The sequence below is a fragment of the Kribbella sp. NBC_01510 genome, assembly GCF_045040325.1.
In the GTDB taxonomy this organism is placed as follows: Bacteria; Actinomycetota; Actinomycetes; order Propionibacteriales; family Kribbellaceae; genus Kribbella.
Genome location: NZ_CP109418.1, coordinates 4,654,766 through 4,678,804 on the forward strand (window position 1 = coordinate 4,654,766; position 24,039 = coordinate 4,678,804).

General features: G+C 69.0%; 36 protein-coding genes. 16 read left to right on the forward strand and 20 right to left on the reverse strand.

The window, feature by feature from the left end; translation table 11 throughout:
• Positions 1-35: 35 nt before the first annotated feature.
• Positions 36-188 (reverse strand): hypothetical protein, encoded by a 153-nt coding sequence (locus OG558_RS23375; protein ID WP_405064875.1) that lies wholly within the window; start codon positions 186-188, stop codon positions 36-38.
• Positions 189-578: 390 nt separating this feature from the next.
• Complete coding sequence (locus OG558_RS23380; RefSeq protein WP_405064876.1) at positions 579-779, reverse strand: hypothetical protein; 201 nt, start codon at positions 777-779, stop codon at positions 579-581.
• Positions 780-936: 157 nt separating this feature from the next.
• On the opposite strand from OG558_RS23380, the gene OG558_RS23385 reads away from it, so the two are divergent.
• The 5 genes from OG558_RS23385 (at position 937) to OG558_RS23405 (ending at position 2,870) form a co-directional block, all read left to right on the forward strand.
• A complete protein-coding gene (locus tag OG558_RS23385) occupies positions 937-1,212 on the forward strand; it encodes a dsRBD fold-containing protein (RefSeq protein WP_405064877.1) in 276 nt (91 codons plus the stop codon).
• 196 nt (positions 1,213-1,408) lie between these two features.
• A complete protein-coding gene (locus OG558_RS23390) occupies positions 1,409-1,858 on the forward strand; it encodes a hypothetical protein (protein WP_405064878.1) in 450 nt (149 codons plus the stop codon).
• A gap of 154 nt (positions 1,859-2,012) precedes the next feature.
• Positions 2,013-2,276, forward strand: a complete 264-nt coding sequence (locus OG558_RS23395) for a hypothetical protein (RefSeq protein ID WP_405072299.1) — start codon at positions 2,013-2,015, stop codon at positions 2,274-2,276.
• Positions 2,221-2,598 (forward strand): 2-oxoacid:acceptor oxidoreductase family protein, encoded by a 378-nt coding sequence (locus tag OG558_RS23400; RefSeq protein ID WP_405072203.1) that lies wholly within the window; start codon positions 2,221-2,223, stop codon positions 2,596-2,598. Before OG558_RS23395 ends, OG558_RS23400 begins: the two co-directional genes overlap by 56 nt.
• 44 nt (positions 2,599-2,642) lie before the next feature.
• Positions 2,643-2,870 carry a hypothetical protein gene (locus tag OG558_RS23405; protein ID WP_405072204.1) on the forward strand — a complete coding sequence of 76 codons (228 nt, stop codon included), beginning with the start codon at positions 2,643-2,645 and terminating at the stop codon, positions 2,868-2,870.
• 8 nt (positions 2,871-2,878) lie between these two features.
• Here the strand turns inward: OG558_RS23405 and OG558_RS23410 are convergent, their stop codons facing one another.
• The 4 genes from OG558_RS23410 to OG558_RS23425 all read right to left on the reverse strand — a co-directional run bounded on the left by OG558_RS23410 (position 2,879) and on the right by OG558_RS23425 (position 4,161).
• On the reverse strand, positions 2,879-3,118 hold the full coding sequence (locus OG558_RS23410; RefSeq protein WP_405072205.1) for a sigma 54 modulation/S30EA ribosomal C-terminal domain-containing protein: 240 nt from the start codon (positions 3,116-3,118) through the stop codon (positions 2,879-2,881).
• Entirely contained in the window at positions 3,040-3,339 is a 300-nt protein-coding gene (locus OG558_RS23415; protein WP_405064879.1) for a sigma 54 modulation/S30EA ribosomal C-terminal domain-containing protein, read from the reverse strand. Before OG558_RS23415 ends, OG558_RS23410 begins: the two co-directional genes overlap by 79 nt.
• Positions 3,340-3,362: 23 nt before the next feature.
• A complete protein-coding gene (locus OG558_RS23420; RefSeq protein ID WP_405064880.1) occupies positions 3,363-3,599 on the reverse strand; it encodes a hypothetical protein in 237 nt (78 codons plus the stop codon).
• A gap of 367 nt (positions 3,600-3,966) precedes the next feature.
• The gene (locus tag OG558_RS23425) at positions 3,967-4,161 is read right to left on the reverse strand and encodes a hypothetical protein (RefSeq protein ID WP_405064881.1); all 195 of its coding nucleotides are present in this window, start codon (positions 4,159-4,161) and stop codon (positions 3,967-3,969) included.
• A gap of 252 nt (positions 4,162-4,413) precedes the next feature.
• Here OG558_RS23425 and OG558_RS23430 point away from each other — a divergent pair, with 252 nt between their 5' ends.
• The 3 genes from OG558_RS23430 to OG558_RS23440 all read left to right on the forward strand — a co-directional run bounded on the left by OG558_RS23430 (position 4,414) and on the right by OG558_RS23440 (position 7,013).
• Complete coding sequence (locus tag OG558_RS23430) at positions 4,414-5,307, forward strand: class I fructose-bisphosphate aldolase (RefSeq protein ID WP_405064882.1); 894 nt, start codon at positions 4,414-4,416, stop codon at positions 5,305-5,307.
• 14 nt (positions 5,308-5,321) lie between these two features.
• Positions 5,322-6,170, forward strand: coding sequence for a universal stress protein (locus OG558_RS23435; RefSeq protein WP_405064883.1), 849 nt, complete (start codon positions 5,322-5,324; stop codon positions 6,168-6,170).
• 117 nt (positions 6,171-6,287) lie between these two features.
• Positions 6,288-7,013: a cation-transporting P-type ATPase gene (locus OG558_RS23440; protein ID WP_405064884.1), complete on the forward strand. Its 726-nt coding sequence runs from the start codon at positions 6,288-6,290 to the stop codon at positions 7,011-7,013.
• 285 nt (positions 7,014-7,298) lie between these two features.
• Here the strand turns inward: OG558_RS23440 and OG558_RS23445 are convergent, their stop codons facing one another.
• From OG558_RS23445 to OG558_RS23455, 3 genes are read right to left on the reverse strand one after another with little or no spacing between them, the layout of a single operon-like run.
• A complete protein-coding gene (locus OG558_RS23445; protein ID WP_405064885.1) occupies positions 7,299-8,174 on the reverse strand; it encodes a universal stress protein in 876 nt (291 codons plus the stop codon).
• Between the two features lie 18 nt (positions 8,175-8,192).
• On the reverse strand, positions 8,193-8,510 hold the full coding sequence (locus OG558_RS23450; RefSeq protein WP_405064886.1) for a hypothetical protein: 318 nt from the start codon (positions 8,508-8,510) through the stop codon (positions 8,193-8,195).
• Positions 8,507-9,154: a hypothetical protein gene (locus OG558_RS23455; RefSeq protein WP_405064887.1), complete on the reverse strand. Its 648-nt coding sequence runs from the start codon at positions 9,152-9,154 to the stop codon at positions 8,507-8,509. Before OG558_RS23455 ends, OG558_RS23450 begins: the two co-directional genes overlap by 4 nt.
• A 187-nt stretch (positions 9,155-9,341) precedes the next feature.
• On the opposite strand from OG558_RS23455, the gene OG558_RS23460 reads away from it, so the two are divergent.
• The 6 genes from OG558_RS23460 (at position 9,342) to OG558_RS23485 (ending at position 12,683) form a co-directional block, all read left to right on the forward strand.
• On the forward strand, positions 9,342-9,902 hold the full coding sequence (locus tag OG558_RS23460) for a hypothetical protein (protein ID WP_405064888.1): 561 nt from the start codon (positions 9,342-9,344) through the stop codon (positions 9,900-9,902).
• A gap of 5 nt (positions 9,903-9,907) precedes the next feature.
• Positions 9,908-10,312: a universal stress protein gene (locus OG558_RS23465; protein WP_405064889.1), complete on the forward strand. Its 405-nt coding sequence runs from the start codon at positions 9,908-9,910 to the stop codon at positions 10,310-10,312.
• Positions 10,195-10,785 carry a universal stress protein gene (locus OG558_RS23470; protein WP_405064890.1) on the forward strand — a complete coding sequence of 197 codons (591 nt, stop codon included), beginning with the start codon at positions 10,195-10,197 and terminating at the stop codon, positions 10,783-10,785. Before OG558_RS23465 ends, OG558_RS23470 begins: the two co-directional genes overlap by 118 nt.
• Positions 10,786-10,917: 132 nt before the next feature.
• Entirely contained in the window at positions 10,918-11,850 is a 933-nt protein-coding gene (locus OG558_RS23475) for a universal stress protein (protein WP_405064891.1), read from the forward strand.
• A 21-nt stretch (positions 11,851-11,871) separates the two neighbouring features.
• Positions 11,872-12,426, forward strand: a complete 555-nt coding sequence (locus OG558_RS23480; RefSeq protein WP_405064892.1) for a flavodoxin family protein — start codon at positions 11,872-11,874, stop codon at positions 12,424-12,426.
• A 17-nt stretch (positions 12,427-12,443) separates the two neighbouring features.
• Positions 12,444-12,683, forward strand: coding sequence for an SHOCT domain-containing protein (locus OG558_RS23485; RefSeq protein ID WP_405064893.1), 240 nt, complete (start codon positions 12,444-12,446; stop codon positions 12,681-12,683).
• Positions 12,684-12,742: 59 nt separating this feature from the next.
• Here OG558_RS23485 and OG558_RS23490 read toward each other — a convergent pair whose 3' ends face one another.
• The 5 genes from OG558_RS23490 to OG558_RS23510 all read right to left on the reverse strand — a co-directional run bounded on the left by OG558_RS23490 (position 12,743) and on the right by OG558_RS23510 (position 16,354).
• Positions 12,743-13,726 (reverse strand): Acg family FMN-binding oxidoreductase, encoded by a 984-nt coding sequence (locus tag OG558_RS23490; RefSeq protein ID WP_405064894.1) that lies wholly within the window; start codon positions 13,724-13,726, stop codon positions 12,743-12,745.
• A 31-nt stretch (positions 13,727-13,757) separates the two neighbouring features.
• Positions 13,758-14,234: a GyrI-like domain-containing protein gene (locus OG558_RS23495; protein WP_405064896.1), complete on the reverse strand. Its 477-nt coding sequence runs from the start codon at positions 14,232-14,234 to the stop codon at positions 13,758-13,760.
• Between the two features lie 309 nt (positions 14,235-14,543).
• Positions 14,544-15,410, reverse strand: coding sequence for a universal stress protein (locus tag OG558_RS23500; protein ID WP_405064898.1), 867 nt, complete (start codon positions 15,408-15,410; stop codon positions 14,544-14,546).
• Entirely contained in the window at positions 15,407-16,102 is a 696-nt protein-coding gene (locus tag OG558_RS23505) for a helix-turn-helix domain-containing protein (RefSeq protein WP_405064899.1), read from the reverse strand. The genes OG558_RS23500 and OG558_RS23505 overlap by 4 nt, the downstream gene beginning before the upstream one ends.
• Before the next feature lie 39 nt (positions 16,103-16,141).
• On the reverse strand, positions 16,142-16,354 hold the full coding sequence (locus OG558_RS23510; RefSeq protein WP_405064900.1) for a DUF1918 domain-containing protein: 213 nt from the start codon (positions 16,352-16,354) through the stop codon (positions 16,142-16,144).
• A 254-nt stretch (positions 16,355-16,608) separates the two neighbouring features.
• Here OG558_RS23510 and OG558_RS23515 point away from each other — a divergent pair, with 254 nt between their 5' ends.
• Positions 16,609-16,941: a hypothetical protein gene (locus OG558_RS23515; protein WP_405064901.1), complete on the forward strand. Its 333-nt coding sequence runs from the start codon at positions 16,609-16,611 to the stop codon at positions 16,939-16,941.
• A gap of 122 nt (positions 16,942-17,063) precedes the next feature.
• Complete coding sequence (locus OG558_RS23520; RefSeq protein ID WP_405064902.1) at positions 17,064-17,519, forward strand: hypothetical protein; 456 nt, start codon at positions 17,064-17,066, stop codon at positions 17,517-17,519.
• A 99-nt stretch (positions 17,520-17,618) separates the two neighbouring features.
• Here OG558_RS23520 and OG558_RS23525 read toward each other — a convergent pair whose 3' ends face one another.
• The 6 genes from OG558_RS23525 to acsA all read right to left on the reverse strand — a co-directional run bounded on the left by OG558_RS23525 (position 17,619) and on the right by acsA (position 24,007).
• On the reverse strand, positions 17,619-18,512 hold the full coding sequence (locus OG558_RS23525; RefSeq protein WP_405064903.1) for a hypothetical protein: 894 nt from the start codon (positions 18,510-18,512) through the stop codon (positions 17,619-17,621).
• Positions 18,513-18,711: 199 nt separating this feature from the next.
• On the reverse strand, positions 18,712-18,954 hold the full coding sequence (locus OG558_RS23530; protein ID WP_405064905.1) for a hypothetical protein: 243 nt from the start codon (positions 18,952-18,954) through the stop codon (positions 18,712-18,714).
• Positions 18,951-20,228 (reverse strand): dihydrolipoamide acetyltransferase family protein, encoded by a 1,278-nt coding sequence (locus OG558_RS23535; protein WP_405064906.1) that lies wholly within the window; start codon positions 20,226-20,228, stop codon positions 18,951-18,953. The genes OG558_RS23530 and OG558_RS23535 overlap by 4 nt, the downstream gene beginning before the upstream one ends.
• Positions 20,221-21,225 (reverse strand): alpha-ketoacid dehydrogenase subunit beta, encoded by a 1,005-nt coding sequence (locus OG558_RS23540; RefSeq protein WP_405064907.1) that lies wholly within the window; start codon positions 21,223-21,225, stop codon positions 20,221-20,223. Before OG558_RS23540 ends, OG558_RS23535 begins: the two co-directional genes overlap by 8 nt.
• A complete protein-coding gene (gene pdhA / locus OG558_RS23545) occupies positions 21,222-22,214 on the reverse strand; it encodes a pyruvate dehydrogenase (acetyl-transferring) E1 component subunit alpha (RefSeq protein WP_405064908.1) in 993 nt (330 codons plus the stop codon). The genes OG558_RS23540 and pdhA overlap by 4 nt, the downstream gene beginning before the upstream one ends.
• A complete protein-coding gene (acsA, locus tag OG558_RS23550) occupies positions 22,211-24,007 on the reverse strand; it encodes an acetate--CoA ligase (RefSeq protein WP_405064909.1) in 1,797 nt (598 codons plus the stop codon). The genes pdhA and acsA overlap by 4 nt, the downstream gene beginning before the upstream one ends.
• Between the last annotated feature and the right edge of the window lie 32 nt (positions 24,008-24,039).

Consider the following 24,039-nt stretch of genomic DNA (forward strand, 5'->3'; position numbering starts at 1 on the left):
AGGCACTTGAGTGGGTGCGGATCGTCCTGTCTGAATCACGCCGTCTTGAGGGCAATGGCGATTTCGCCGGACCAGGAGCGGATCGCGGGCCAGTCTCTGGAGTCGCCGGTCAGCTGGTCGAGGTCGCCTCGGCGGGCGACGCGTTCGGGGATCGCGTCGGGCTGGAGCTCGCCGGCGAAGGTCTTCACGGGTGCGGCCTCGAGCTGGGCGGCCAGGCGGGCGACGTCGGGCGGGACGGGTTGATCCTCGTCCTTGCTGGGGCCGATCGGGCCGCTGTGGAAGAGCCAGACCTGACGGTTACGCAGGGGCCGCTGGTGGTCGCGGAGGAAGCGGACCTCTTCGGGGCGCCAGCCGCCCTGGTGGATCGCGCTGCCCGATTCAACAGGCGAACAGGCTGAACGGCGACGACCGCTGGTGGGCCGAACGGTCAGCGGCGAGAGAAGCCTGCCGCCACCAGGCCGGGCGGCACGGTCGAATACAATTCGCGGGGAGGGGTCCGTCGCTGCGTACCCTCGCCTGGCTTTCTCTCGCCTACCTCCAGTGCACTGTCGGCCCTCGTCCCGGAGCATGGTCGAAGGTCACCGATCAGGGGATGCGTCGGTCGCGTCTTCTGCATCCGGTTGGCCGGATGTGTTGTTCCTCCTGTGGCTCTCCTTGTAGAGCTCGACGCCAAGGTGGCGCAGGATGGCCTGCTCGGAGCGGGACGACCCGGTGCGCCGCCGGCTGGCCACAGTGCGCTGTGCGTCGTGCTGCGTACGGCTCTTGTCGAGGTCACTCATGGCCGGCTCCCTTCTCTCAGTTCCAGCACACGCCGGCGCGCGAGCGCGCGGCAGGGCAGAAGTTCCCGCGTCGAGGGGATCGAACGGCCCTGGTCCGCAGCCGCCCCGAAGCCGACGATGGCCGCGACGCCGGATTTCCGAGTGGAAGGGCGAGACGATGATCGCGAGCAGGCAGTGGAGCGTCGAGATCTTCATCGACGAGCACGAGGACGAGCGGACCACCCACGCGGAGGCCCGGCTGCACACGAACGACGAGACGCACCTGGTCGGCCGGGGCACTGCGCGCCGGAACCCGAAGGACTCCGACATCGCCGAGATCGGCGACGAGCTCGCAGCGGCGCGGGCGCTGTCCGCGCTGGCGCACGAGTTGCTGCACGCGGCTGCGTCGGACATCGAACAGCTGACCCACGAACACACCCGCCTTCACAGCTGAGAGCCTGCCCGGACAGGTCCCACCGGGATCGGGACCTTCGTCTCTGGGGAGCGATCGCGGTCCACCCGACCATCGAAATCACCGCCGGCGTCCGACGGCGGTGTGGGGGAGCGGACAGGCTGATGAAATTCAGGAGGACGGCTGCGTTGGCCGTGGGAATCGCCGTTCTGGTGCTGGGGCGGGAGCGGCGACCGGAGTGAATCGAACGCCCGCGGCGACACCAGGCATCACGATCGTGCCAGCGCCGGCCGGGCCGGACGAGGCGCAATTCGTACCCGGTGCGGGCATGGTCGTGCCGGCGACCGCGCCTGCGGCGACGGACATCAGGCCGAGCCAGGCGCTTGTCTCGGCGCCTGGCCTCTACGCGTGTCTCGGGTTCAGCGGCCTCGACGCCCAGGATCCGTTGGCGAATCTGTACCGTGACGTCTTCTTTACATGGGGGCCGTATGCGCCGTACCAGGTCGGGAATGGCGGCGGCAACATCAACTGGGCCGCGAATCCGTACAAGAACGCCAGTTGGTACAGGTGGTTTCACGCTCAGAAGCGGTTGGGCCAAGGCATCACCACGTCGATCGATGCGCAGGGGTCGACGAACGAACAGCCGGGTTCGCGGCGTTCAACTGCTCGCTCTGGGGCCGGGCCATGACCGTGTAGAACTGCGGTGTCGATCCCGGTACGACGATCGCGACCCGGCGAGCGTTGCTGGCCAAGTGGCTGACCCTGGCGACGAACTCGCTCGGCAAACTGCACCAACTCGGTGACTCCGAGCTCCAGGCGACGTACCCGTGCCGGGTACGCCGATGGAGTACGCCGGCTCCCTGGGGACGAAGGGTACGGCGCCGCCGTGGCGCGTCGGGATCTACTCGGCCGGCTACGTCTTCGGCCGCACTGGCTGGGGAACTGACGCCACCCGAGGGTTCGCGGGCGAGTCGATGTACAGCATCAGGTTCGGTCCGGCGCGGGCATTCCACGGACACCTCGACCACGCCAGCATCACCTACACCTCTCCTGGTCGGGACCCTCGGCTCTGCTGGCGAATCCGCGGCGGACCGACTGCGGACTGACGGCTACCTGCTCGTCAACACCTCCCGATCACTGGCCGAGCTCGGCCTGGACTCGTATGTTCAGCGGCTCCGTCCGGAGCGGGTGATGACGATCCCAGCGACCGAGTTGGCGTTGACGCACCTGGGCCGTCCATTGCCGGGCGCCGTGTTGCTGGGCGCTTTCGCCGCGCTCAGCGGGCAGTTCCGGCTCGAATCGGTCACCGCGGCGATCGGGGCGCGGTTCTCCGGTCCAGTTGCCGCTGGCAACATCGCGGCCGTACGCGACGCGTACGACCTGGCCCGGCGGCAACTCGAGGAGGCGTCGCATGCTCACGCAGATTGAAGGTCCGCGGTGTCGCGGAGGCGGTCGCCCGCTGCTGGCCGGAGGTGATCTGTGCGTATCCGATCTCCCCGCAGACACACATCGTCGAGGCGCTCAGCGTGCTGGTCGCCTCCGGTGAACTGTCTCCGTGCGAATTCGTTAACGTGGAGTCGGAGTTCGCCGCGATGTCCGTCGCGATCGGCGCGTCCGCGACCGGGGCGCCCCGGCAAGGGCTACGAGATCGACCTGGACTTCTGCAAGGGCTGCAGCCTCTACGCCACCGAATGCCCTAGCGGAGCCATCACCATGATCCGTGACCACCTCTGACCGGAGAGCAGGTGAGAAGTCCGTAGTGGCCGTCGTACCTCGCGTAGAGCGAGCAAGCGCGGCCAGTGTCCTTGTCGGCGAAGATCTCGAACGGTGCGCCGGTGAGGTCCAGCCGCGTTGTCGCCTCTGCGACGGTCAGCCGATCGGCCGCAGCCAGGGCAATGGGCGGGGACGCGACGTCGATACCGATCGGGTTCGGTGTCGGCTGAAGGATCTGGTAACGCCCGGCCCGGTACGGATCACGACGCTGTCCTGGCGGCTGTATCTCTCCTGGAACAAGTGGAACCGCTGGTCCATCGCCTCGAGTGTGGAGATGGCTTCAGCTACCTTCATCGCCGTCAACTGGGCGGTCTTCTGACGCGCCAGCCGGCGAGCGGACGGCGGGAGCAACTCCGGTGGCGACGGTGGCGGCGAGGTGGTGACGCGGTCCTGCAAGCGCTGTGCCAGTGCCCTTGGGATCAGGTCAGTTGTTCGATGGTGCGTGTCGCCAACGCGCTGACGACCTCGGATGTCGTGGTAGCGGCGACCTGGGCCCGGACTCGATGCCGAGTCAGTCGTACGTCGAGTTGCGCGACAATCGGCCGGGTAAGCCCCGGCCGGCTCAGCCGGGTCAGCCGCACCCGGCTGTGTACGGCCCATGAGCCGAGGATCGGAACGAGATGCTCGTTCACGGCCTCCGTGACGTCTGTCGGCAAGCTGCCCATTATCACGACGCTGAGTGGCGCGATCGATCTGGTCGGCATCGCGGTCGGAGCTGAGATGAGCATCGTTCCCCCATGTCTCGGCACGGAGCGCTTCTCCGCACCGGCCATATCCGCAGCCTGGCACGCCGTGAGCGCTGTGGTGCAGGTCCGTTGGACCCCTAATTGGGGGCGTTGTGCCCCTGCTACGGGGTGAGGCTGTCGACGCTCCGCCGTCGGGTCCGCGCGGAGGTGACGTCGGCCCTGTCCGGCTTGCGCGTACGGATCGAGAGTGAGGTATGACGCGATCTTCGGCTGAGCACCGAACGGAGCTACCGGTGCTGATCGACCGCTGGGTATGTGAGAGGGGCTGATCAGGCCCTCACAGGCCGCGCGGATGCGTGCGGACCTCGGTCTGGCCGAGACACCGGAAACTCCTGCGGGCTCGGCCCCGGCTCATGCTGCCGCAGAGACGCGCGAACGTACCTCGCTGGTGATCGAGGCACTCGCAGATCTCGGTGGTGTGATCGTTCTGGTCGCTGCCGGCCTGCTCGCCGACCTTGTTCTGGAGTTGCATGCCGACGACATCGTCGTCATGGCCGGCTCCGGCGCCGCTGCGGATTCTGGTCGTATCGCGGTCGGTGCATGGGGACGAGACGTTGGTGTCGGTGGGCTACCCGAGCTGACAAGAACGCGCGGCCGATTGAGGTCGTCGTAGGTCCTGGCGGATCGGGTCCGACGGCTCTGCCGTGGCGGTGCGGACCGCGCGAGATTGGAAGTGAGCCGGGGGCCAGAAGGCCCGGGGAGGCTCGATCGGGAGGTGACCATCATGCAGACTCGACCACCGTTGGGTGAGCTCGGGTTGAATGCCGGCAAGAAGACGCGGCTGCGGCGGATCCTGTTCGATCACGGGTTGCGGAACGGAACAGCGTTGTTCCTGCCGTACGACCAAGGATTCGAGCACGGGCCGCGAGACTTCTTCGCGAACCCGCAGGCGTCGGACCCGGCGTACATCGTGAAGCTGGCGATCGCCGGCGAGTTCAACGGGATCGCGCTCCAGATCGGGCTGGCGGAGAAGTTCTTCTGGGACTACGCCGGTGAGATCCCGCTGATCCTGAAGCTGAACGGCAAGACCGACATCCCGACGGACGCGGCCGCGCTGTCCCCGGTGCACGCGAGTGTCGAGGACGCGGTGCGGCTCGGTGCCGACGCGGTCGGCTACACCCTGTACGTCGGATCGCCCGCGCAGGAGACGGATTTCGCGCAGTACCGGCAGATCCGGGCCGATGCCGAGCGGTTCGGGATGCCATTGATCGTGTGGGCCTACCCGCGCGGCGCGGCGATCGAGGCGAAGGGCGGCAAGGACTCGTTCTACGCGGTCGACTACGCGGCCCGGGTCGCCAGTGAGCTCGGTGCCGACGTGGTGAAGGTGAACTTCCCGCACCCGGACAAACGGGACAATGTGAAACCGCCGTACGAGGAGATCTTCACCCCGCAGCAGGCGATCGACGGTGTAGTGCGGTCCGCGAACCGCACGCTCGTGCTCGTGTCCGGCGGATCGAGGGCCGGCGATGACGCGATGTACCGCAAGGCCGAGCACGCGATGGATGCCGGCGGCCTGGGGCTGATCTTCGGCCGGAACATCTGGCAGCGCGGCTACGACGAATCGCTGGGCTTCGTCGACGGGCTGAAGGAGATCCTCGTCCAGCACCCGAGTCAGTGAAGGGAACCAGAACGATGAAGAAGTACATCCTGGTCGGTATCGACGCGACGCCGGAGAGCCGGCTTGCCTTGCGCTGGGCGGTCGAGGCGGCGGAGGGGCGGGGTTCGGCTGTCCGGGTCGTCCGGGCTTACCTGGACGAGCTCGGTCGCTGGCCGGGGCTGGGTGTCGAGGGTTACGTTCCCCCGCCGATGCCGCTCGACAGGTTCGAGGCCGAGCTCGACGCCGCGGTGCGGTACGCGCGGGAGCGGCTCGGGTACGACGGCGGGTCCGGGTGGCTGGCGCAGTCGGATCCGGCCAACGCGATCCTCATCGAGGCGGCGGGGGCCGAGATGGTCGTCCTGGGTACCCGGTCCCGGACCAGGGTGTCGGCGGCCATGCTGGGCTCGGTGGCGACATCGGTCGCGGCGAAGGCCCCGTGCCCGGTGGTCGTGGTCCGCGGTGAGCGTCGGACTGGACCGGTGATCGTGGGCACCGACGGTTCGGCGGAGTCGGACGAGGCTGTGCGGTTCGCCTTCGACGAGGCCGACCGGACCGGTCTGCCGCTGACGGTCGTGCACTGCTGGCATCCTCATGAGCAGCACGTCGCCTCGATCGAGAGCACCCACGAGCTGCTCAAGGGCTGGCTGGCCGACAGCCTCCAGGCATACCGGGAGAAGTATCCGGCCGTGCGGGTGCGCGCGTCGGTGATCGAAGGCCGACCAAGTGCCCGGCTGGTGATCCTGTCGGAGAGCGCGTCCCTGGTCGTCGTCGGTTCCCGCGGTCGAGGCGGTGTCGCCGGCCTGCTGCTGGGCTCGGTCAGTCAGAGCCTCCTGCACCACGCGGACTCGCCCGTCGCGATCGTCCGCCGGCACGGGGAGCGATGATGAGCTCGTCGCCGGTGTCGCCGGTGTCGCCGGCGTGCGCAACGAGCTGACCTGGGCATTCGACGACACCGCGCCCGCAGCCGGCACGGCCGGGCCGTTCTACTAGGAAACAGCCCGGTGACAGCGACCGAAGTCCGTGCCAAGGATCTGAGGACGAGCGATCCCCAGGAGCCCACCGATCGGCTGTTTCGCGATCTGCGAACAACGCCGAATGGCCTGACGGATCAGGAGGCACGGCGCCGGTTGGAGGTGTACGGGCCGAACGAACTGACCCGGCGACGGGGGAATGGCTGGATGGGTGAGCTGGTCCGGCAGCTCACCCACCCGTTGGCTCTGTTGCTGTGGCTCGCCGGCGTTCTCGCGGCCGTCGGTGGTACCGGCCTCCTCGCGGTGGCGATCGTGGTTGTGATCCTGCTCAACGCCGGCCTGGCGTTCGTGCAGGAACGCCAGGCCGAGCGCGCGATCGAGGCGCTGGCCGCCTACCTACCGAAGCAGACGACGGTTGTCCGCGACGGGGTCGCCACGAGCGTAGCGGAGCGCACCCCGATGCCCGGCGATGTTGTTGTCATTGCCGAGGGCAATCGGATCTCGGCCGACGTCCGACTGGTGGCGGGTACGGTCGAGATCGACAACTCGACGCTGACCGGCGAGGCGGTGCCGGTGATCCGCTCGGCCGACCTGACCGATGTCTCAGGCAACCTCCTGGACGCGGGTGATCTCGCCTTCAGCGGCACGAACTGCTCGCGCTGCTCGCCTTCCCCGTCCTCGTCTGGGGTGCGGATGAGCTGGCGCCTGGCCCGCAGGCGCCGTATGGCACACCCAGCGGGGGTGAGGCGGCCATGAGCGCGATCTTCGACTGGCTCGCCGTACTGCCGCCGCGGCTGGTGATCGCGGCAGTTGTGCTCTTGCCCGCGCTCGAGGCCTCGACATTTCTCGGGCTCGTCATCCCCGCTGAGACCGCGGTGATCCGTCGCGAGCAATGCCGCGGTGTCGCAGGTGCTCGGCGACCACCGCGCATGCCGACGGGACCCAGTCGGCCAGCTGATCGGGCACCTAGGTGGTAGGCCGGATAGCGGTTGGTTGTTCGGTGAGTGCCCTTGTGTGCAGCACGGTTGCTCCTACAGCAGATCAGCGCACGATGGCGACGGGGCACTGCGCGTGGTGCAGGACGCTTTGGCTGACCGAGCCGAGGAGGAGGCCGGTGAAGCCGCCGCGGCCGCGGGAGCCGACGACCATCAGATCGGCGGACTCCGAGCGGCGGACAAGAGTCTGGGCCGCGGAACCGCTGACCAGCTCTGTCGTCCACTGCACGTCGGGGTGGTCCGCGGCCGCGCCGGCGACGGACTCGGCGACGAGCAGCCGCGCCTCTTCCTGGATCTTGTGCTCGTCGAACTGGAGCATCGACGCGCCATCGGCGTAGGTGAGGAACGGCGAGCTCCAAGCGTGGATCGCGACGACCCGGGCATGCAGCTCCTCGGCCTGGTCGAACGCGAAGTCGATCGCCTTCGCCGACGCTTTGGATCCATCGACACCGACGACGACCGTAGGACCTTCATGAGCGTGCGGCCGTGGGTCGTTCGGGATCACGACCACCGGGCAGTGCGTGTTGGTGGTCACCTGGACGGCGACGGATCCGACTATGAGCCCGCTCCACCCACCGAGACCACGTGATCCGAGGACGACGAGCCGGGCGTGCTCGGCCTCTTCGAGCACTGCCGCAACGGCAGCTCCGCCCACCAGGCTCGTTTCGACCTGCAGTCCGGGGTGGTGCAAGCGGACGCTCTCGGCAACCGCGTCGAGCATTTTCTGCCGGGTGGTCCGCAAGTCTTCGAGCGATACGACGTGTCCTGGTGAGGGGCGCATCAAGGTGATGAGCTCGAACGCTTCGACGATGCGGAGCGGAGCCAGCTGCCGGACGGCTTCGGCGGTGGCCCAGTGCAGTGCGTTCTGGCTGCCTGGTGAGCCGTCGTATCCGACCACGATCGGACTGGGTTGCGTCGACATGATGAGCCTCCTGTGTGCTCAGAAGCACTGATCGAAGGAATGGCGCCAGTCCCGGCGGGACGTGCGGCCGGCCGACTGCGCGGGGTAGCCGATCCGGATCACCATCTGCGGCCAGGAGTGGCCACCGATCAGGTCGCGGACCCGGTAACGCGGAGCGGTGCGCTCGAGCACCCGGTTGAGGAACGACGCGGCCAGGTCGTACGACGTGGCCACCGGCAGGACCCGCTGCAGCGCCGGGCCCGCTCGCATCCAGGCGGCGGTGTCCTCTTCCGGCGTGCTGAGTACGGCGATGGCCGGATGCGTCTCGTAGACGGCCTGGGTCAGTACGGCGTTCATCTGTCATCCGTCCTCGCCGCCTCGCCAGGCTCGCGGCCGAAGCGCATCAAAGTCTGGTGGAGGCACATCGCCTGCACGTCGTGCGCGAGTGACGTGAGTAGGACGCGTTGGCGGGCGATGCCCAGCACAACCTGGTCGGCGGGCTCGTCGCGATCGGTGGACAGCGTGGCCAGGTCAGCGAGCGAGCGGGGAAGCCAGGTCAGCTTCGCGGTCTCGATCTCGGCTGCCCGGGTCAGGGCGGTCCGGACCGTCCGGTCGGGAAAGCCAGGAGGCCTGGGCAGGTGACGCGACAGGATCGCGCCGTACAACCGCCGTAGCTCCTGATCGGGCAGGCCCGTGGGTTCGACGACGATCCGTGCGGCGAGGTCGGGATCGTACGGGTACGGGCAGATGCTGACCCAGCTGTCGAAGCTCAGCGAGGCTGCGGCGCAGCGCAGGTTGAAGATCGCTCCGCCGGTCGCGATCCGCCGTGTTCGGGCGGTCGGATCGTTCGCCGGCAGGAGATGTGCACCGTCGATGTAGACGTCGATCAGGTGCCCGTTCACCTCGAACCGGCAAGGCGGGGTGTCCACGACGCCGGACACTGCGCCTGCTGCGTGGAGCAGGACGCCGAGTGCCTCGGTCGACAGCTGGTCGGTCAGCATCGGCACCTCCTCGGCCTGGGACCTTCCTCCGTTCTCAGCGTCCGCCCGGGGCCGGGCGGCACCCAGCGGCAACAGTCCCGAGCTGACAGGCCGTTCGGCTCGTGGTGGTGAGGTGAGAAGGGCTCTGACCGGCGGACGCCGGAGATCGCAGGATCAAGGTGTCGGAATCGATTGGAAGGAAGAAGCCATGACCACGACACCGCGCCGGCACCAGTTCCCGGCTCCCGCGATGGAGCCCGATGGCGATCGGCACCAGATCATCACTACTGCCGCCGGGCGTGCGCTCGCCGTACTGCGGATCGCGTTCGGGTTCACGTTCTTGTGGGCCTTCGTCGACAAGTTGTTCGGTCTCGGCTACGCCACCCCGTCCGGCAAGGGCTGGATCGACGGTGGCGACCCGACCGCCGGGTTCCTGGGCAAGGGCACCAGCGGCCCGATGGCCGACTTCTACCAGTCGCTGGTTGGTGACTGGTGGGTCACTCCGCTGTTCATGATTGGCCTGGCCGGCATCGGTCTGGCGCTGATGTCGGGGATCGGGATGCGGATCGCGGCCGTCAGCGGCGCGCTGCTGTACCTGCTGATGTGGTCGGCGAATCTGCCGCCGGAGACCAACCCGGTGATCGACGAACACATCCTCGGCGCCATCACCTTGGTCGTCCTCGCGCTGGTCGCAGCCGGCAACGTGTGGGGCCTCGGCAAGTGGTGGAGCAGTCTCGACTTCGTCCGTAAGTACCCCTGGCTGCAGTGAGCACCATGACTGTCAAGCCGGTCATCCACGTGGGAGTCGACGGCTCCTGGGGTGACATCGGTGCCCTGGAGCGCGCCCTGCAGGAGTCGCTGCTCCGGCACGAGCCCCTCCACGTGGTGCATGTCCTGGAGGACAAGGTCCGGCCTACGCCCGGCTGGAAGCGGAACGCTGTCGACGACGCGTCGATGCAACTGGTCAACGAGGTTCAGAAGTACCTGGACGAAAGCTCGGGCACGCTCGACCACGAGGCTGACCTCGTGGTCGGGCCACCGGCCCAGGCAGACTGGTCGATGTGGCTGCCGAGAGCCGGATTCTGGTCGTCGGCCGTCGCGGGATGGCGACGTTCAAGCGATTGCTCATCGGCTCCACCTCGGAGGCTGTCGCGAGCCAGACGACCGTGCCGGTGGTGATCGTGCCCGAGCATTGGAGACCGGCGGACCACGCCGGGCCCGTCCTGGTGGCCCTCGACGATGCCAACGACAACGCCGCGGTGATCGAGTTTGCCGGCATCGAGGCCGCTGAACGCAACCTGCCCATCCACCTGGTCCATGGGTGGGACCTGCCGGCCATGTACAGCTGGGACGCGATGAACTCCGCGAACGTGGCCACCGAATGGGCCGAGAACGCCGAGCGGCATTTCGAGAACGTCGCCGCCGAGTGCCGGGCGAAGAACCCGGGACTGACCATCCAGATCGACGTGCGGCGTGGGCATCCGGTCGACGGCATCGTCACTGCTGCCGAGCAGGCCGACGCGCAGTTCCTGGTGATCAGGACTCACCACCACACCAGGATGACGTCGTTCCTGCTCGGATCCGTCGCCCGGGGCGTTCTTCATCACGCGACCTGCCCGCTGGCCGTCGTACCGCCGCCGCGCGAGCGGTGACGAGGTGGGCCAGTTGGTCGAAGGTCCTCCGCACCCGGGTCCATCCGGCGAGTGCAGGGGACCTGCGTGGCCCTGCCGAAGCCGCGGAGGTCGCAGCAGGCTCGAAGTAGAAGTAACAGAGAGGTGGGACAGATGAGTACCTGGACGCGGACCGGGCCGGTTGTGGTCGAGGTTGATGGACGTGCGGAGAATCTGCGGGTTGTCGACTACGCGTCCGCCGAGGCTCTCCGGTGTGGGGCCGAGCTGGTACTCGTGGCGCCGTACTCGGTGCACGGTTCGTTCTCGCCGATGATGCCCGGCTATTCGCCGAAGGCGCCGACGGAGCTCGCGGATGACGCATTGCGGGCGGCTGTGGCGCATGTGCGGTATCGGGACGGGTATCCGATCGAGCTGGCCGCGGTCGCCGGTGAGGGCTCGCGGATGCGGGTCCTCGCGCACGCGGCCCGGAAGGCGCGGATGCTGGTGGTCGGCCGGTCGCGCAGTCGTGATCCGCAGCGGCTGGTGAACACGCAGACCGATCTGACCCTGGCGAGTCGCGCCGGTTGCCCGGTGGTCGTCGTCCCCGCGTCGTGGAAGCCGTCGCTGGTCGACCGCAAGATTGCCGTCGGCATCGATGGTACGGCGCTGTCGTCGGAGGCACTGGAGTTCGCCTTCGGCACGGCGGCCGGCCGGGAGGCCGAGCTGGTGGTCGTGCACGCGGGTTTGCCCGCGGAGCACGCCTGGAACGACGAGGATCCGGACCACTCGTGGATCAGCCGGGCGGATCATCTGCTGTCGGAGACGCTCGCTCCGTGGACGAGCCGGTTCCCGGACGTGCAGGTGACGCGGTTCCTGAGCAGCCGCGAGGCGGCCGCCGCGCTGGTGCACGAAAGTGGCGAGGTCGGGTTGGTCGTCGTCGGTTCGCATGTTGGTCCATTGCCGATCGATCCGGTGGCGCGTCGTTCGGCGGCCGCGATGGCGTGCCCGGTCGCGATCGTGCCGCATCACTTGACCGCGGCGGTGCAGCAGAAGGTGCAGAAGCCGCGTGACGCCCGGCGCGGCGAATTGATCGTCCCGAGGTACTGATGCTGATCGGAGGGTTTGATCATGTCCGAGACTGTTCGTGCGCTCGTCGTGTACGAGTCGATGTTCGGAAACACCGAGCGGCTCGCGCGGGCGATCCGCGACGGGCTGCGGCAGAGTGTCCCGACCGAGATCGTGCCGGCCCACCGAGCCCCGACTGTCATCCCCGCCGACGTGCGGTTGCTGGTCGTCGGCGGCCCGACCCACGCGTTCTCGATGAGCCGGCTGTCCAGCCGGCAGGAGGCGCGAAAGCAGCACGATGTGGTGATGCCGATCGAGGTCGGGATCCGCGAATGGCTCAAAGCGCTGGCGACCGACACGAAGTCCAGTGCCGGACGCCGGACGCCCCTCGAGGCGGCGACCTTCGACACACGCATCGCCAAGGTTCGCCGGTTGCCGGGTTCGGCCGCACGGTCGGCCGCGAAGCGGCTGCGGGGGATGGGCTTCCGGCTGCGGACGTCGGCGAGCTTTTTCGTGGACGAGTCGACTTGTCCGATCCGCGAGGTCGAGATCGAGCGTGCCCGTCGTTGGGGCGACGAGCTCGGCCGGCTGCTCACTGGATCCACGACGGCGACCTGAGGCGCTGAGGAGTAGCGATGATGCATTCGACAGGTGACGGGGTGGGCTGGATCCTCCTCGTGGTGACACTGTGGGCGCTTGTTGCCGGCGGAGCATTCTGGGCTGGGGTCCGGCTGATCCACCAGTCGCGTCCGAGGCCCACCAGCCTGCCGTCGCCGCTGGACATTCTCGAACGTCGCTTCGCCGCGGGGGAGATCACCCGCGAGGATTTCGACGAAGCCCGCGCCCGCCTGCGCGAGCACCAACTGGACCGCTGATCACGCACGCGCCGGCGCACGGTCTTTGCCGCGCGGTTTCTGCTTCTGCTTACAATCGTTCATGGCTCGACGCCGATCCGGTCGACGGAGTCCCGCCACGGCCGGCGGCCGGTGCGTGCCTCGGCCTGGGCCGGATATCCGATCCGGAGGATCATCTGCGGCCAGCTCCGTCTGCCGATCAGGTCCCGGACCTGTGCCCGCAGGCCCGGGTGCTCCAGGGCCTGGTTGAGGAAGGAGGCGGCCAGTACCGAGGAAGTTGCTGTCAGCAACACACGCTGCAGCGCCAGACCGGCGCGAACCCAGGCACGTTCATCCTCGATCTCCGTGCTGAGCACGGCGATCCGAGGCTGCGGTCCGAAGACCGCGGAATCCCGGTCTGGTGGGCCGAACCCGGCTGCCAGATCGCGGATCATGGCCGGTCCGGTCGGCATCGGCCCGAGCGCCGTGTCCGGTACGCCGTCGTGCGGCCGCTCGCAGCCGACCCACCGGCTGCGCTCCCGCAGGCGGTCCTCGTCGTGCAGGTCGAGGTCGTCGGCCTGGTGCAGGAGCTGTCCGAGCTTCCGGGTGGCATCGTCGTCCAGCCAATGCAGTTCGGCGCCCTCGACCTCGGCGGCACCGGTCAGCGCGCTGATCACCATCGGCGGGATGGCGTGGTCGAGCATCGGGCCGCGATAGGTGTGCCGGCGCGAGATCTCGCCGTACAGGCAGGACAGCTCGGTTATGGGGCTGCTGCGATCGGTCAGGAAGATCCGGGCGACCACATCCGGTTCGGCTCGGTCGGGCGTGACGGCGAACGTCGATTCGTGCCCGAGCATGGCGGCGGCAACCCGGAGGTTGAACGCCGCTGCGCCCAGACCGATCCGGACTGCGCGGCTGGCCGGGTCGGCGGCGGGCAGGACCAGGTCTTCGTCGAGCTTGACGTCGATCACCGGCCCGGCGACCTCGAATCGCCAGGGCTGTGTGTTGTCCATCGACGGAGCGTCGACCGCGGCGGCAAGCAGGATGCCCACCTCGTCGCCGGTCAGTGCCTGGGTGGTGTTCACGGAGGCCCTCCTACGACCGATGACCGCTGTACTACGAGAGGTCCAGTGCCGGGTGATACGGCTGGACGACCTCGGTGCGCCAGGTGGCGGCGTCGCCTTCCGGCGGGTCCTCATAGATCTCCCAGGGGTCACCAGCGGGTGTGGCGCCGCGCAACCTGAGCCACTCGGTCAGCGCCTCGTAGGTGGAGCCGAGCCGGTCGTACGGGCCGACGTGTACGGTCACGGCTGCCGGGCCGCCGGGGAGGCTCGATGGCTGCGTGATCCCGTCGGGGCTCACCGGTTCGGCCACCGGAAAGCCCGCCTCGACGTCGAAGTGGCCGCCGGGCTTCAGGTGGTACCGCGCGAAGGGGTAGCCGGTCGGAGCGATGCCACGGAGCCGCAGGAACTCGGCGACTTCGCCGTACGCCTTGGGGAACCACGCGGCCATGTGCGTGGCGGTCATCGTCCCGCGCTGGACCACGGTGGGTTGTTCAGCCAGGACCCGGGCCTCGATCAGAGCTGTGCGCATTGTTCTGCTCCCTTCTTCGGTCACTTCGAGCACACCGCAACCGGCGTGCGGTCAGCAGAGCCGACAGTCCCGAACCAGCCGGGACTCTCGCTCGGTCAGCGCCTGCTGCGGAACGCGTGGATCGTCGCCGGTACGGCGAACGCCGGCGCCCGGCGACCGGGCGGTACGAGTCCGGGCTCCACAGCGCCAGGCTGCGTGGACGAGGACCCCGCCTCCGAACAGATCTGTGAATCCCCAGTGGATCGCTCGCCAGACCACCTCGGTGTCGGTCGGGGGGAGTGGGTTATCGCGGTCATCGTTCCTCCCGAGTCAGCGCACAACCGCGACAGGGCAGGGCGGGTTGTGCGCGAGCGCCCGGCTGGTCGAGCCGAGCAGCAGACCGCGGAACGCGCCGCGGCCTCGGGATCCGACGACGAGCAGTTCGGCGGACCGACCGGCGGCGAGCAGCGCGTGGTGGGCGGTGCCGTGGACGAGTTTCTCGTCCACGGGGACGTCCAGGTATTTGTCCCGGTGGCCGGCCATCGACTCGGCCAGCAGTGCCGCGCTCTCCTGTTCGAGGGTGTCGCGGTCGTAGACGAGAGGTAGCGGGTCGTTCGGTCCGGTGCTGATCGGGTCATGCCAGGCCATCACCGCCGTGAGCGTTGTCTGCCTGGACTCGGCCTGCTCGAAGGCGAACTCGATCGCTTGGAGTGAGCACTTGGAGCCGTCGACTCCGACGACGATCCCGCCGGCCTGGCCGGACTGCCAGTGCGGCGGTACGACGACGACCGGACACGGCGCGTGCGTCGCCACGTGGGCCGACACCGATCCCATCGCCAGGTCCCGGAACTCGCCGAGGCCGCGTGAGCCGACGACGAGCAGCTCGGCAGTGGTTGCCTCCTGCAACAGAGCTGGTGCGGCGCCGCCAAAGGTGACGACGGTGTCGACCAGCAGGCGCGGGAAGGTCTCCCGGATCTGCTGGGCGGCTTCGGCCAGCAGGTGTTCGGCCGTGACCCGCAACATGTCGGTGGGTGGCGGAACCGAGGGGATCCCCAGTGGGCTGCTGAAGAACGGCAACGGCAGGGCGTAGGTCAGGCGCAGGCTCGCCGACCGGCGGTCGGCCTCGGCGGCGGCCCACCAAACCGCGGTCTCGCTGGCTGGAGACCCGTCGTACCCGGCGACGACCGTGGTGATCATGGGCGACTTCCTCCCGTCCTCGCATTGTGCCCGGCACGGACCTGGCGACCGGTGATGCAGGTCGGGGTGATCACGACGTAGACCTCGCGCTCACCACCGGCCCAGGGGTCGACCGTCGTACTGAGCAGCGCGGTCCGCTCGGAGTCGGCGTGCCGCGCGGTGCCGGAGATCAGGACGCTCCAGCCTTGGCGCATGCCCTCGTTGAAGCGGTCCACCTCGAAGGCGACCGGTCCCTGGCCGTACTGGCCGATCGCTGTCGTCGCTGCGGTCCGGAACACGATGGCGCCGTTGTGCACGACGAAGTTCACCGCTACGACGGTCAGTCGGCCGGCCAACTCGAAGGCGACCCGGCCGATGCCACCGGGCTCGATCAGCCGCAGGCATTCCGGCTCGCTCAGCTCCCCCAGGACGGGGTGCAGGGTGGCCTGACCGTGACCCGGGGGGTGTTCGGGGATCGCGCCGAGAAGGTCGTCGACGGTGGTGTCGAGGGCGTCGGCGAGGCGGATCAGCGTACCCGTGGTCAGGGCGGCGGGCGCATGCTCGACCCGGGCCAGATATCCGGAGTCCATTCGGGCCCGAGCGGCCACCTCCTCGCGGGTCAGCCCCAGGACGCTGCGGCGTCTGCGCACCCGCCGGGACAGATCTCCACCGCTGTCCAGCTGCTCGTTCGCGCTCACCTGCGGTGCCTCCACTCGAGAACCTCGCTGTTTCTCCACGTGCTGGTCCGCCGTTCAGGAGCCGTGGGCCTGCCTCATCTGTTCGGCGGTCAAGATGTGGGCGCCCGTGCTCGGGATGACCAGCGTCTCGGTCTCTGTGTCGTCCCAGCGGACGAGGTACGGCGGCGAGCCTTCGGGGCCGTGGACCTCCAGGATCAGACCGTGACGTTTCGGCTCGTCGAGATGGGTGCCTTCGATCATCAACCAGTCGCCAGGTGCCGCTTTCATGGTCGTGCTCCTCCCGCTGCGTGGCTGCCGGCCGTTCGGCGGTGCGCCTACCCTCAGCTGACACCTGCCCCGGGCGCGGCGGCAGGGGCCAAGTTCCCGCGGGCTGGGACCGAAAGGCCTTCGCCCGGCCGGAGGTCCCTTGTCCGGCGTGGTCGGGACCTTGGGCCCTTGGGAGGGCCGGCGCCGCGCGGCCAGGATGCTGATAGTCCCGGCGTGAGATGCCCCGGACCCGTGACAACCGAACAGGGAGTGCGATGAGCCTGATGCTGGACCGGTTGCGTCGCTTCCGTCCGGTCGGGGCTCCGGGAGGTGCCGGTCCGGTCGGCGTCCCCGAGGACCGCCACTGCGGTGTGCCCGTCGAACTGGTCGCGGTCTTCGACGCCCTGGACGGTGTGATCGCAGAGTGCCGCGAGATCCGGACGCGTGCCGAGGACGAGGCCGCCGAGCTGATCGGTACGGCGCAACGCGAGGCGGCCGGCCTGGTTGCCTCCGCTGCCGCCCGCGGACCGGCCGAGCGCGCGGAGGCGGCGGCCAGGATCACGGTCGGTGGGGAGGCCGTGGCCGAGCGCACCCGGACCGCCGCGTGAGCCGAGGCCGAACTGCTGACCCAGCGCGGCCGGCAGCGGATGGACGAGCTGGTCGCCCTGATCCTGGACCGGGTTCGTGACGGCACCGGCCGAGCCGGAGCGGTGTGATGGGTGGAGGCTGGGTGGCCGCTACGGTACGCGCGAAGGCGATGGCGCGCCGGCGTCTCGGGGCCGGTGCGGCCCGGCGGATCGCGCTCGCGCCCAGCCTGCCGGATGCGCTCGGTCTGCTCGCTGGTACGGCGTACGCGAAGGCCTCGGCGCCGGGCACATCCTTGCCGGCGGCGGAACGGCTGGTCGCGGCGGCGGAGTTGCGGCAGTTGCGGGTGTTGTCGGGCTGGTTGCCCAGATCGGCAGTGGGGCTGGCTCGGGCGCTGGGCGCACGCTACGAGCGTTCCAACATCGAGGCACATGCGCGGAGTCTCGCTGAGCCAGGGCGGCCCAGGCAGTACTACGAGCCCGGCAGCTTGGCGTTGTCCTGGCCGCGGATCGCGGTGACGACCACTTTCAGGGGTAAACAAGAGGTTGTCCACAGCCGAGCCGGGTTGTGGACGACGACCGGATCGAGATACGCACGTTAGGTAGATCCTCACAAGAGGTCAACGTTGCCTGAAGCAACTATAGCGAATCTGCCCGTCGAGAACCCGGGCTGCAAACCTGCGGTCAGTCGGCCGGGGCTGTCAGTTGGCCGGTGCCGGACGTACTCCGGTGATCGCGAAGCTTTCGACGCCTTGCAGGTGGCCGCCGGTCGAGGCGACCACAGTCAAGGCGGAACCGGTCGCGCCGGTGAAGCCGACGCGGGCCGACCACGGTTGCCGTTCACCTCCGGCGGGGAGGCAGCAGAACGTGCCGATCGGCTGCTCAGAAGACAGTTGCCGCACGTCGACGCGGATGGATTCGTCCACACCGGTGATCCGCCCACCCACCGTCATTGGTGAGGTGACCGTCGCGCCGTACCGAGGGCGGTCCAGAGTGAGGGTGGTGTCGATGCTGCCGACGACCTCCCACGGCGCGTCCGGTCCCTGACCGATCCGGGCCAGGTGCAGTGTCGCGGCGTGGCCGAGTCGGCCTTCGGCCTGGTAGCCGACGCCGATCCGCGCTTCGTCACGGCTGACCGAACGAGATACGACCCGGTTGACCTCGGTGAAGCCGAGGTACCCGGTCGTGAACGACAATGCCGTTTGCTCCGGATCGAGGTGCCAGGGTTGCTGTCCGCCGCTGCGGTAGTTCTGTTGCCACGCGGCCGCGTCGGACGCCGAACTGAACGGCCAGAGTGCCTGGTAGGCGAACGGGCGGACCGTAGTGGTCGGACTGGGCGTCGAGGGTGTCGTCGGTGTGGTGGCGGACGGCGTCGGTGGCGTATTGACCGATGGCGTCGGTGTCGCGCTCGCCGATGGTCGCGGAGCGCTGCCCGGCTCCGATCCCGAGTCACGCAGAAGCACGACGGTCAGGACGGAAATCAACGCGATGCTGGTGACCGCCGCGACCGCGATGGCGATCCGCATCCGCCGGGTTGCCCGGCGCAGCGGTTCCGGCTCACCGCCCGGAGGGCTGTCAGGGCCTGTGTTCGTCATCGCTCCGCCTCCCGAGTCTCCGCGCTGTGGAGCGAGGGAAGCCCACCGCCGCTCCGGCAGCGGGCCGAGATGTACGGTGCACGGCTGTAGGCCGCTTCTCCGTACCCTTTCGCATGGCTTCCCTCGCCCACTTCTATTCCAGCTCCGGCGCCCGGCGCGAAGCAGGGCCGAAAGTCACCACTCCGAGGGCCTGACTGGGTCAGCTGCTGAGGAAGGTCACACAGTCGGCCATGGTCCGCAGCCGGGGATAGTCGTCCTCGTCGATCCGCCGGCCGGAGCCGGTGGTGAGCAGCTCGACGAAGCTGAGGAAGTCCAGCGAGTCCAGCTCGAGCTCGTCGCGGAACGGCGCGTCGTCGGGCAGTGTGTCCAGGTCGGCATCGGGAACGATGCGCAACAGCGAATTGCCGACCAGCGTGCGGGCGTCCTGCAGGGTCAGTGTCATAGCTCCTCCGGTGTCTGCAGCAGGCGGTCGATGGTGGCGAGGAAACGGCCGCCGGTGAAGCCGTCGGTCGCACGGTGATCGGCGGCCAGCGTGAGTGTCACGCACGGCCGGACGCCGAGCAGGCCGTCCACGGCCCACGGACGCTGCACCACCCGGCCGGTGCCGACCAGCGCGACCTGCGGCGGATAGATCACCCCGTACACGCTCTCCACGCCCTGGTCACCGAGGTTGGTGACGGTGATCGTCGCGTCCGTCAGTTCGGTACGGCGAAGCCGCCCGGAGCGGGCCCGGGAGACCAGATCGCGCAGCCGCGTCATGAGTTCCCGGACCGGCAGGGTGGCGGCGTCATGGATGGCCGGTGCCACCAGGCCGCCGCCGCGCAAGGAGATGGCGACACCGAGATGCACCTGAGCGGCCGGCTGGAACGCGCCGCCGGTCCAATAGCCGTTCAGCTCCGGATGCCGCTGTGCCGACAATGCTGTTGCCTTAAGCAACAGAGCGGCCGGGACCAGCCGGTCGGCGACCGGCAGCGACCGGTTCTGCTCGGTCAGCCAGTCGAGTGCGGCGCCGAGGTCGACCGTGGCGGTCAGGTAGTAGTGCGGGATCTCCTGCTTCGATCGCGTCATCAGCCGCGCGATCGCCTCCCGCTGGCCGGCCTGCTGTACGACGTGCCGTGGCGCCGCGGGTGCCGTGGTGACGGGCGGTACGACGGTGTGCGGTGCTACGGCTGGTTCAAGTTCGGTGCCAAGCCGGTCGGCGAAGCGGCGGACGTCGCCGGACGTGATCAGGCCATGCTGACCGGTGGCGGGCACGGCCTTGAGATCCAGCCCGAGAGCACGGGCCAGCTTGCGCGCGTACGGCGAGGCCTTGACCCGCTCGCCGTCCGCCTGGACGAGCGGCGGCCGTGGCGCGGCGGGTTCGGGCCGTGGCGGCGTGGGTGGTTCGGGTGCAGCTCGGTCAGGCGTTGGCTCGGGCTCTCGGACCGATTCGCGTTGTGCCTCGATCGGTTCTGGTTCCGTCGGGCGGAACGAGGACGGCTCACCACCGTTGATGGTGGCCAGCGGCGTACCGACCTCGACGCGCTCACCGACCGGGACCAGGATCTCCTCGATCGTGCCGCCGGCGAAGGTCTCCACCTCGATGGCGGCCTTCGCGGTGTCCACGACCGCGACCGGATCACCCTTGTGGACCGTGTCGCCCGGCTTCACCAGCCATTCGATCACGGTGCCTTCGTCCAGGTCCGCACCCAGCGAGGGCATCCGGAACTCAGCCACGGCCACCCACCACCTTCCGCACCGCCGCGACGATGCCGGCCGGTTGTGGCAGCGCGGCCTCCTCCAGGTGTTTGGCGTAGGGCATCGGCACCTCGGCGCTGCAGACCCGCTCGACCGGGGCATCGAGATCCTCGAACGCCTGCTCGGTGATCCGCGCGCTCACCTCGGCCGACAGACTGCCGCTGCGCCAGCCTTCGTCCACGACCACGGCGCGATGGGTCCGCCGGACCGATCCGATGAAGGTCGCGTCGTCGAGCGGTCGCAGCGTACGCAGGTCGATCACCTCGGTCGAGATGCCTTCCGCCGCGAGTTGTTCGGCCGCGTCCAAGCTCTTGCCGAGGCTTCCGCCGTACGTCACCAGCGTCGCGTCCGTGCCGGGCCTGCGGATGACGGCGCGGTCGATGTCGACCGGGCCTGCGCTCACCGACAGCTCACCGGACATGTTGTAGAGCGCGCCGTGCTCGAAGAGCAGCACGGGGTCGGGGTCGAGCAGCGCGGTCCAGAGCATGCCACGGGCGTCCTCGAGTGTCGCCGGGGCGATCACGCGCAATCCCGGGATGTGCGCAAACCAGCCTTCGAGGCTGTGCGAGTGCTGGGCAGCCAGTTGCCGGCCGGCTCCGGTGGTCATCCGGATCACCAGCGGAACGCCGAGTTGCCCGCCGGACATGTGCCGCAGGGTTGCGGCGTTGTTCAGGATCTGGTCGAGGGCGAGCAGGCTGAAGTTGACCGTCATGATCTCGACGATCGGGCGCATCCCGGCGACGGCCGCGCCGATCCCGGCACCGACGAAGGCAGACTCCGACAGCGGTGTGTCCCGGATCCGGTCCGGACCGAACTCTTCGAGCAGGCCCAGGCTGACGCCGAAGCAGCCGCCGTAGGCGCCGACGTCCTCGCCCATCAGGAACACCCGCTCGTCGCGCCGCAATGCGTCGCGGATCGCGTCCCGGAGCGCGTCGCGGTACGTCGTGGTCGTGACGGCGGGGCTGGTGGTGGTCATGATTGCTCCGCGTAGACGAATCGGGTCAGGTCCTCGACCGGCTCCAGTGGCCCGGCTTCGGCGCCGGCCACCGCGCGCTGGATCCCGTCGTCGACCTCGCGGTGCAAGGCCTTCAGAGCGTCCTTGGTCAGCTCGCCGTCGGCCAGCATCCGCCGGGTCAGCAGCTCGATCGGGTCGCGTTCCTTCCAGCCGGCGATCTCGGCCTTGTCCCGGTAGCGATCGGAGTCGTACATCGAGTGCGCCCGGAAGCGGTAGGTGCGCAACTCCAGGAAGCACGGGCCACCGTGTCCCCGGATCGTCTCGATCGCCCGCTGGGTCGCTTCCTCGACCGCGAGCACGTCCATCCCGTCGACCGCCCAGGACGGCATCCCGTACGACGACGCGCGCAGCGCCAGGTCGGTCTGGGCCTGGGCCCGGGCGAGCGCCGTACCCATGGCGTAGAGGTTGTTCTCGCAGCAGAACAGGACCGGGAGCTTCCACAGCGCCGCGAGGTTCATGCACTCGTGGAACTCGCCTTCGGCGACGGCGCCATCGCCGAAGAAGCACGCGGTCACAGTCGCCTCGCCCCGGAACCGAGCGGCGAGTGCGACCCCGGTCGCGAGCGGCAGACCGCCGCCGACGATCGCGTTGCCGCCGTAGAATCGCCGCTTGCTGTCGAACAGGTGCATCGAGCCGCCGCGCCCGTGGCTGCAGCCGGTGGTGCGGCCGAACATCTCCGCCAGCACCGACTCCATCGGGATACCGCGGGCCAGTGCGTGGCCGTGTTCGCGGTAGGTGGTGACGAGCGAGTCGGTCGGCGTCAGGCAGGTGACACACCCGACCGCGACGGCTTCCTCGCCGACGTACAGATGCAAGAAGCCGCGGATTCTCGTGGTGCTGTAGAGCTCGGCGCACACGTCTTCGAACCGCCGGATCCGGAGCATCTGGCGCAGCAGATCGGTGTGGTGCTTGGCCGAGGGGGTTTCGGCGCTGGTCTTGGACGACTTCATCGTGGCCGCTCCAGGGTGGACAGGTCGCCTTCCGGCAGGCCCAGCTCACGGGCCTTGAGCAAGCGACGCATGACTTTGCCGCTACTCGTGTGCGGCAGGTTCTGATCGAAGGCGACCTCGCGGGGGGCGACGGCACCGAGCCGGCGGCGGCCGAAGGCGATCAGCTCACCGCGCAAGGCCTCGTCGGGCTGGTAGCCGGGCCGCAGCGTGACGAACGCCTTCACGATCTCGCCCGCGACCGGGTCGGGGACGCCGATCACGCCGGCTTCGGTGACCGCTGGGTGCTCGAGCATCGCGCTCTCGACCTCGAACGGGCCGACCAGATGGCCGGACGACTTGATCACGTCGTCGGCCCGCCCGACGAACCAGAAGTAGCCGTCGGCATCGATCCGGGCGAGGTCACCGGTCAGGTACCACCCGCCGGCGAACGCGGCGTGGTACCGGGCCTCGTCGTGCAGGTAGCCGCGGAACATCGACGGCCAGCCGGGCCGTAGCGCCAGTTCGCCGACCTGGTCGGTACCGAGGACGTCGACCTGACCGTCGGTCACCGCGGCGCGGCCGTCCTCGCCGCAGCGCAGGACCCCGGCCTCGATGCCCGGCATCGGGCGCCCCATCGAACCCGGCCGGATCGGCATCGACGGGTAGTTGCTGATCATGATCGCGCCGGTCTCGGTCTGCCACCAGTTGTCATGGACCGGCAGCCCGTACGCCTCCTGCGCCCACAGCACGACCTCGGGATTGAGCGGCTCGCCGACACTGGCGATGTGCCGCAGAGCCGACAGATCGTAGCGCGCGGCCATATCGGCTCCCGCCCGCATCAGCATCCGCAGCGCCGTGGGTGCCGTGTACCAAACGGTCACGCGGTTGTCCGCCAGCACCTGGTACCAGCGGGCGGCGTCGAAGTCACCGTCATCGGCCAGCAGGGTGACGCCATGGGTGAGCGGCGCGATGATCCCGTACGACGTCCCGGTCACCCAGCCCGGGTCCGCCGTACACCAGAACACGTCGTCGGACCGCAGGTCCAGGGCGAACGCGGACGTGATGTGGTGGGCGACTACGGCCTCGTGGACGTGGATCGCGCCCTTGGGCGTGCCGGTCGTTCCGCTGGTGAAGTGCAGCAGCGCCATTGCTTCGGGGCTGGTGGGCGGGATCGTCCAGTCGTCTGGCTGATCGGCCAGCGCGCTCCGGAGGTCGATGGTGCCCGCCTGTGGTTCGTCCGGTGCGTCGATCAACAGGATGTGACGCAGCCCAGGGAGTTGGTCACGTTGCGGCGCGATCTTGCGCCGGTACAGAGAGGTCGTGGTCACCAGCACCTCGCCGTCACCGAGCAGCAGGCGATTGAGGATCGGCTGCGGGCCGAACGCGGCGAACAGCGGTGACAGCACGCTGGTGTTCTTCCAGCAGCCCAGCGCGGTGACGTAGAGCTCGGGTTGCCGGCCGAGCAGTGTGAACACGCGGGCCCGCGGGCCAACGCCCAGTGACCGCAACAGGTTCGCGAAGCGGTTGCTGAGCAGGCTCAGTTCCCGGTAGGTCAGTTCGCGAGTACCGGACCGTCCGATCGACCGGATCGCGACGTGGCCGCCCCGGCCGGTCGCGATGTGCCGATCGACGGCCTCGTAGGCGATGTTCAGCCCGTCGCCGTCCGGCAGACCGCTGAGGAGTTGTTGCGCGGCGGCCCAGGAGAAGTTCCGTCGGGAGTCGGCGTAGTCCGCCAGATTCGATGCCAGGGCGGACTGTACGGCGCGGCCGGAGGTGGCCGAGCCGATCTCCGGTGTCACCGGTCTGCGTGTCATCGCCGCCTCCTCGGTGTCATCTTCACGGTGCG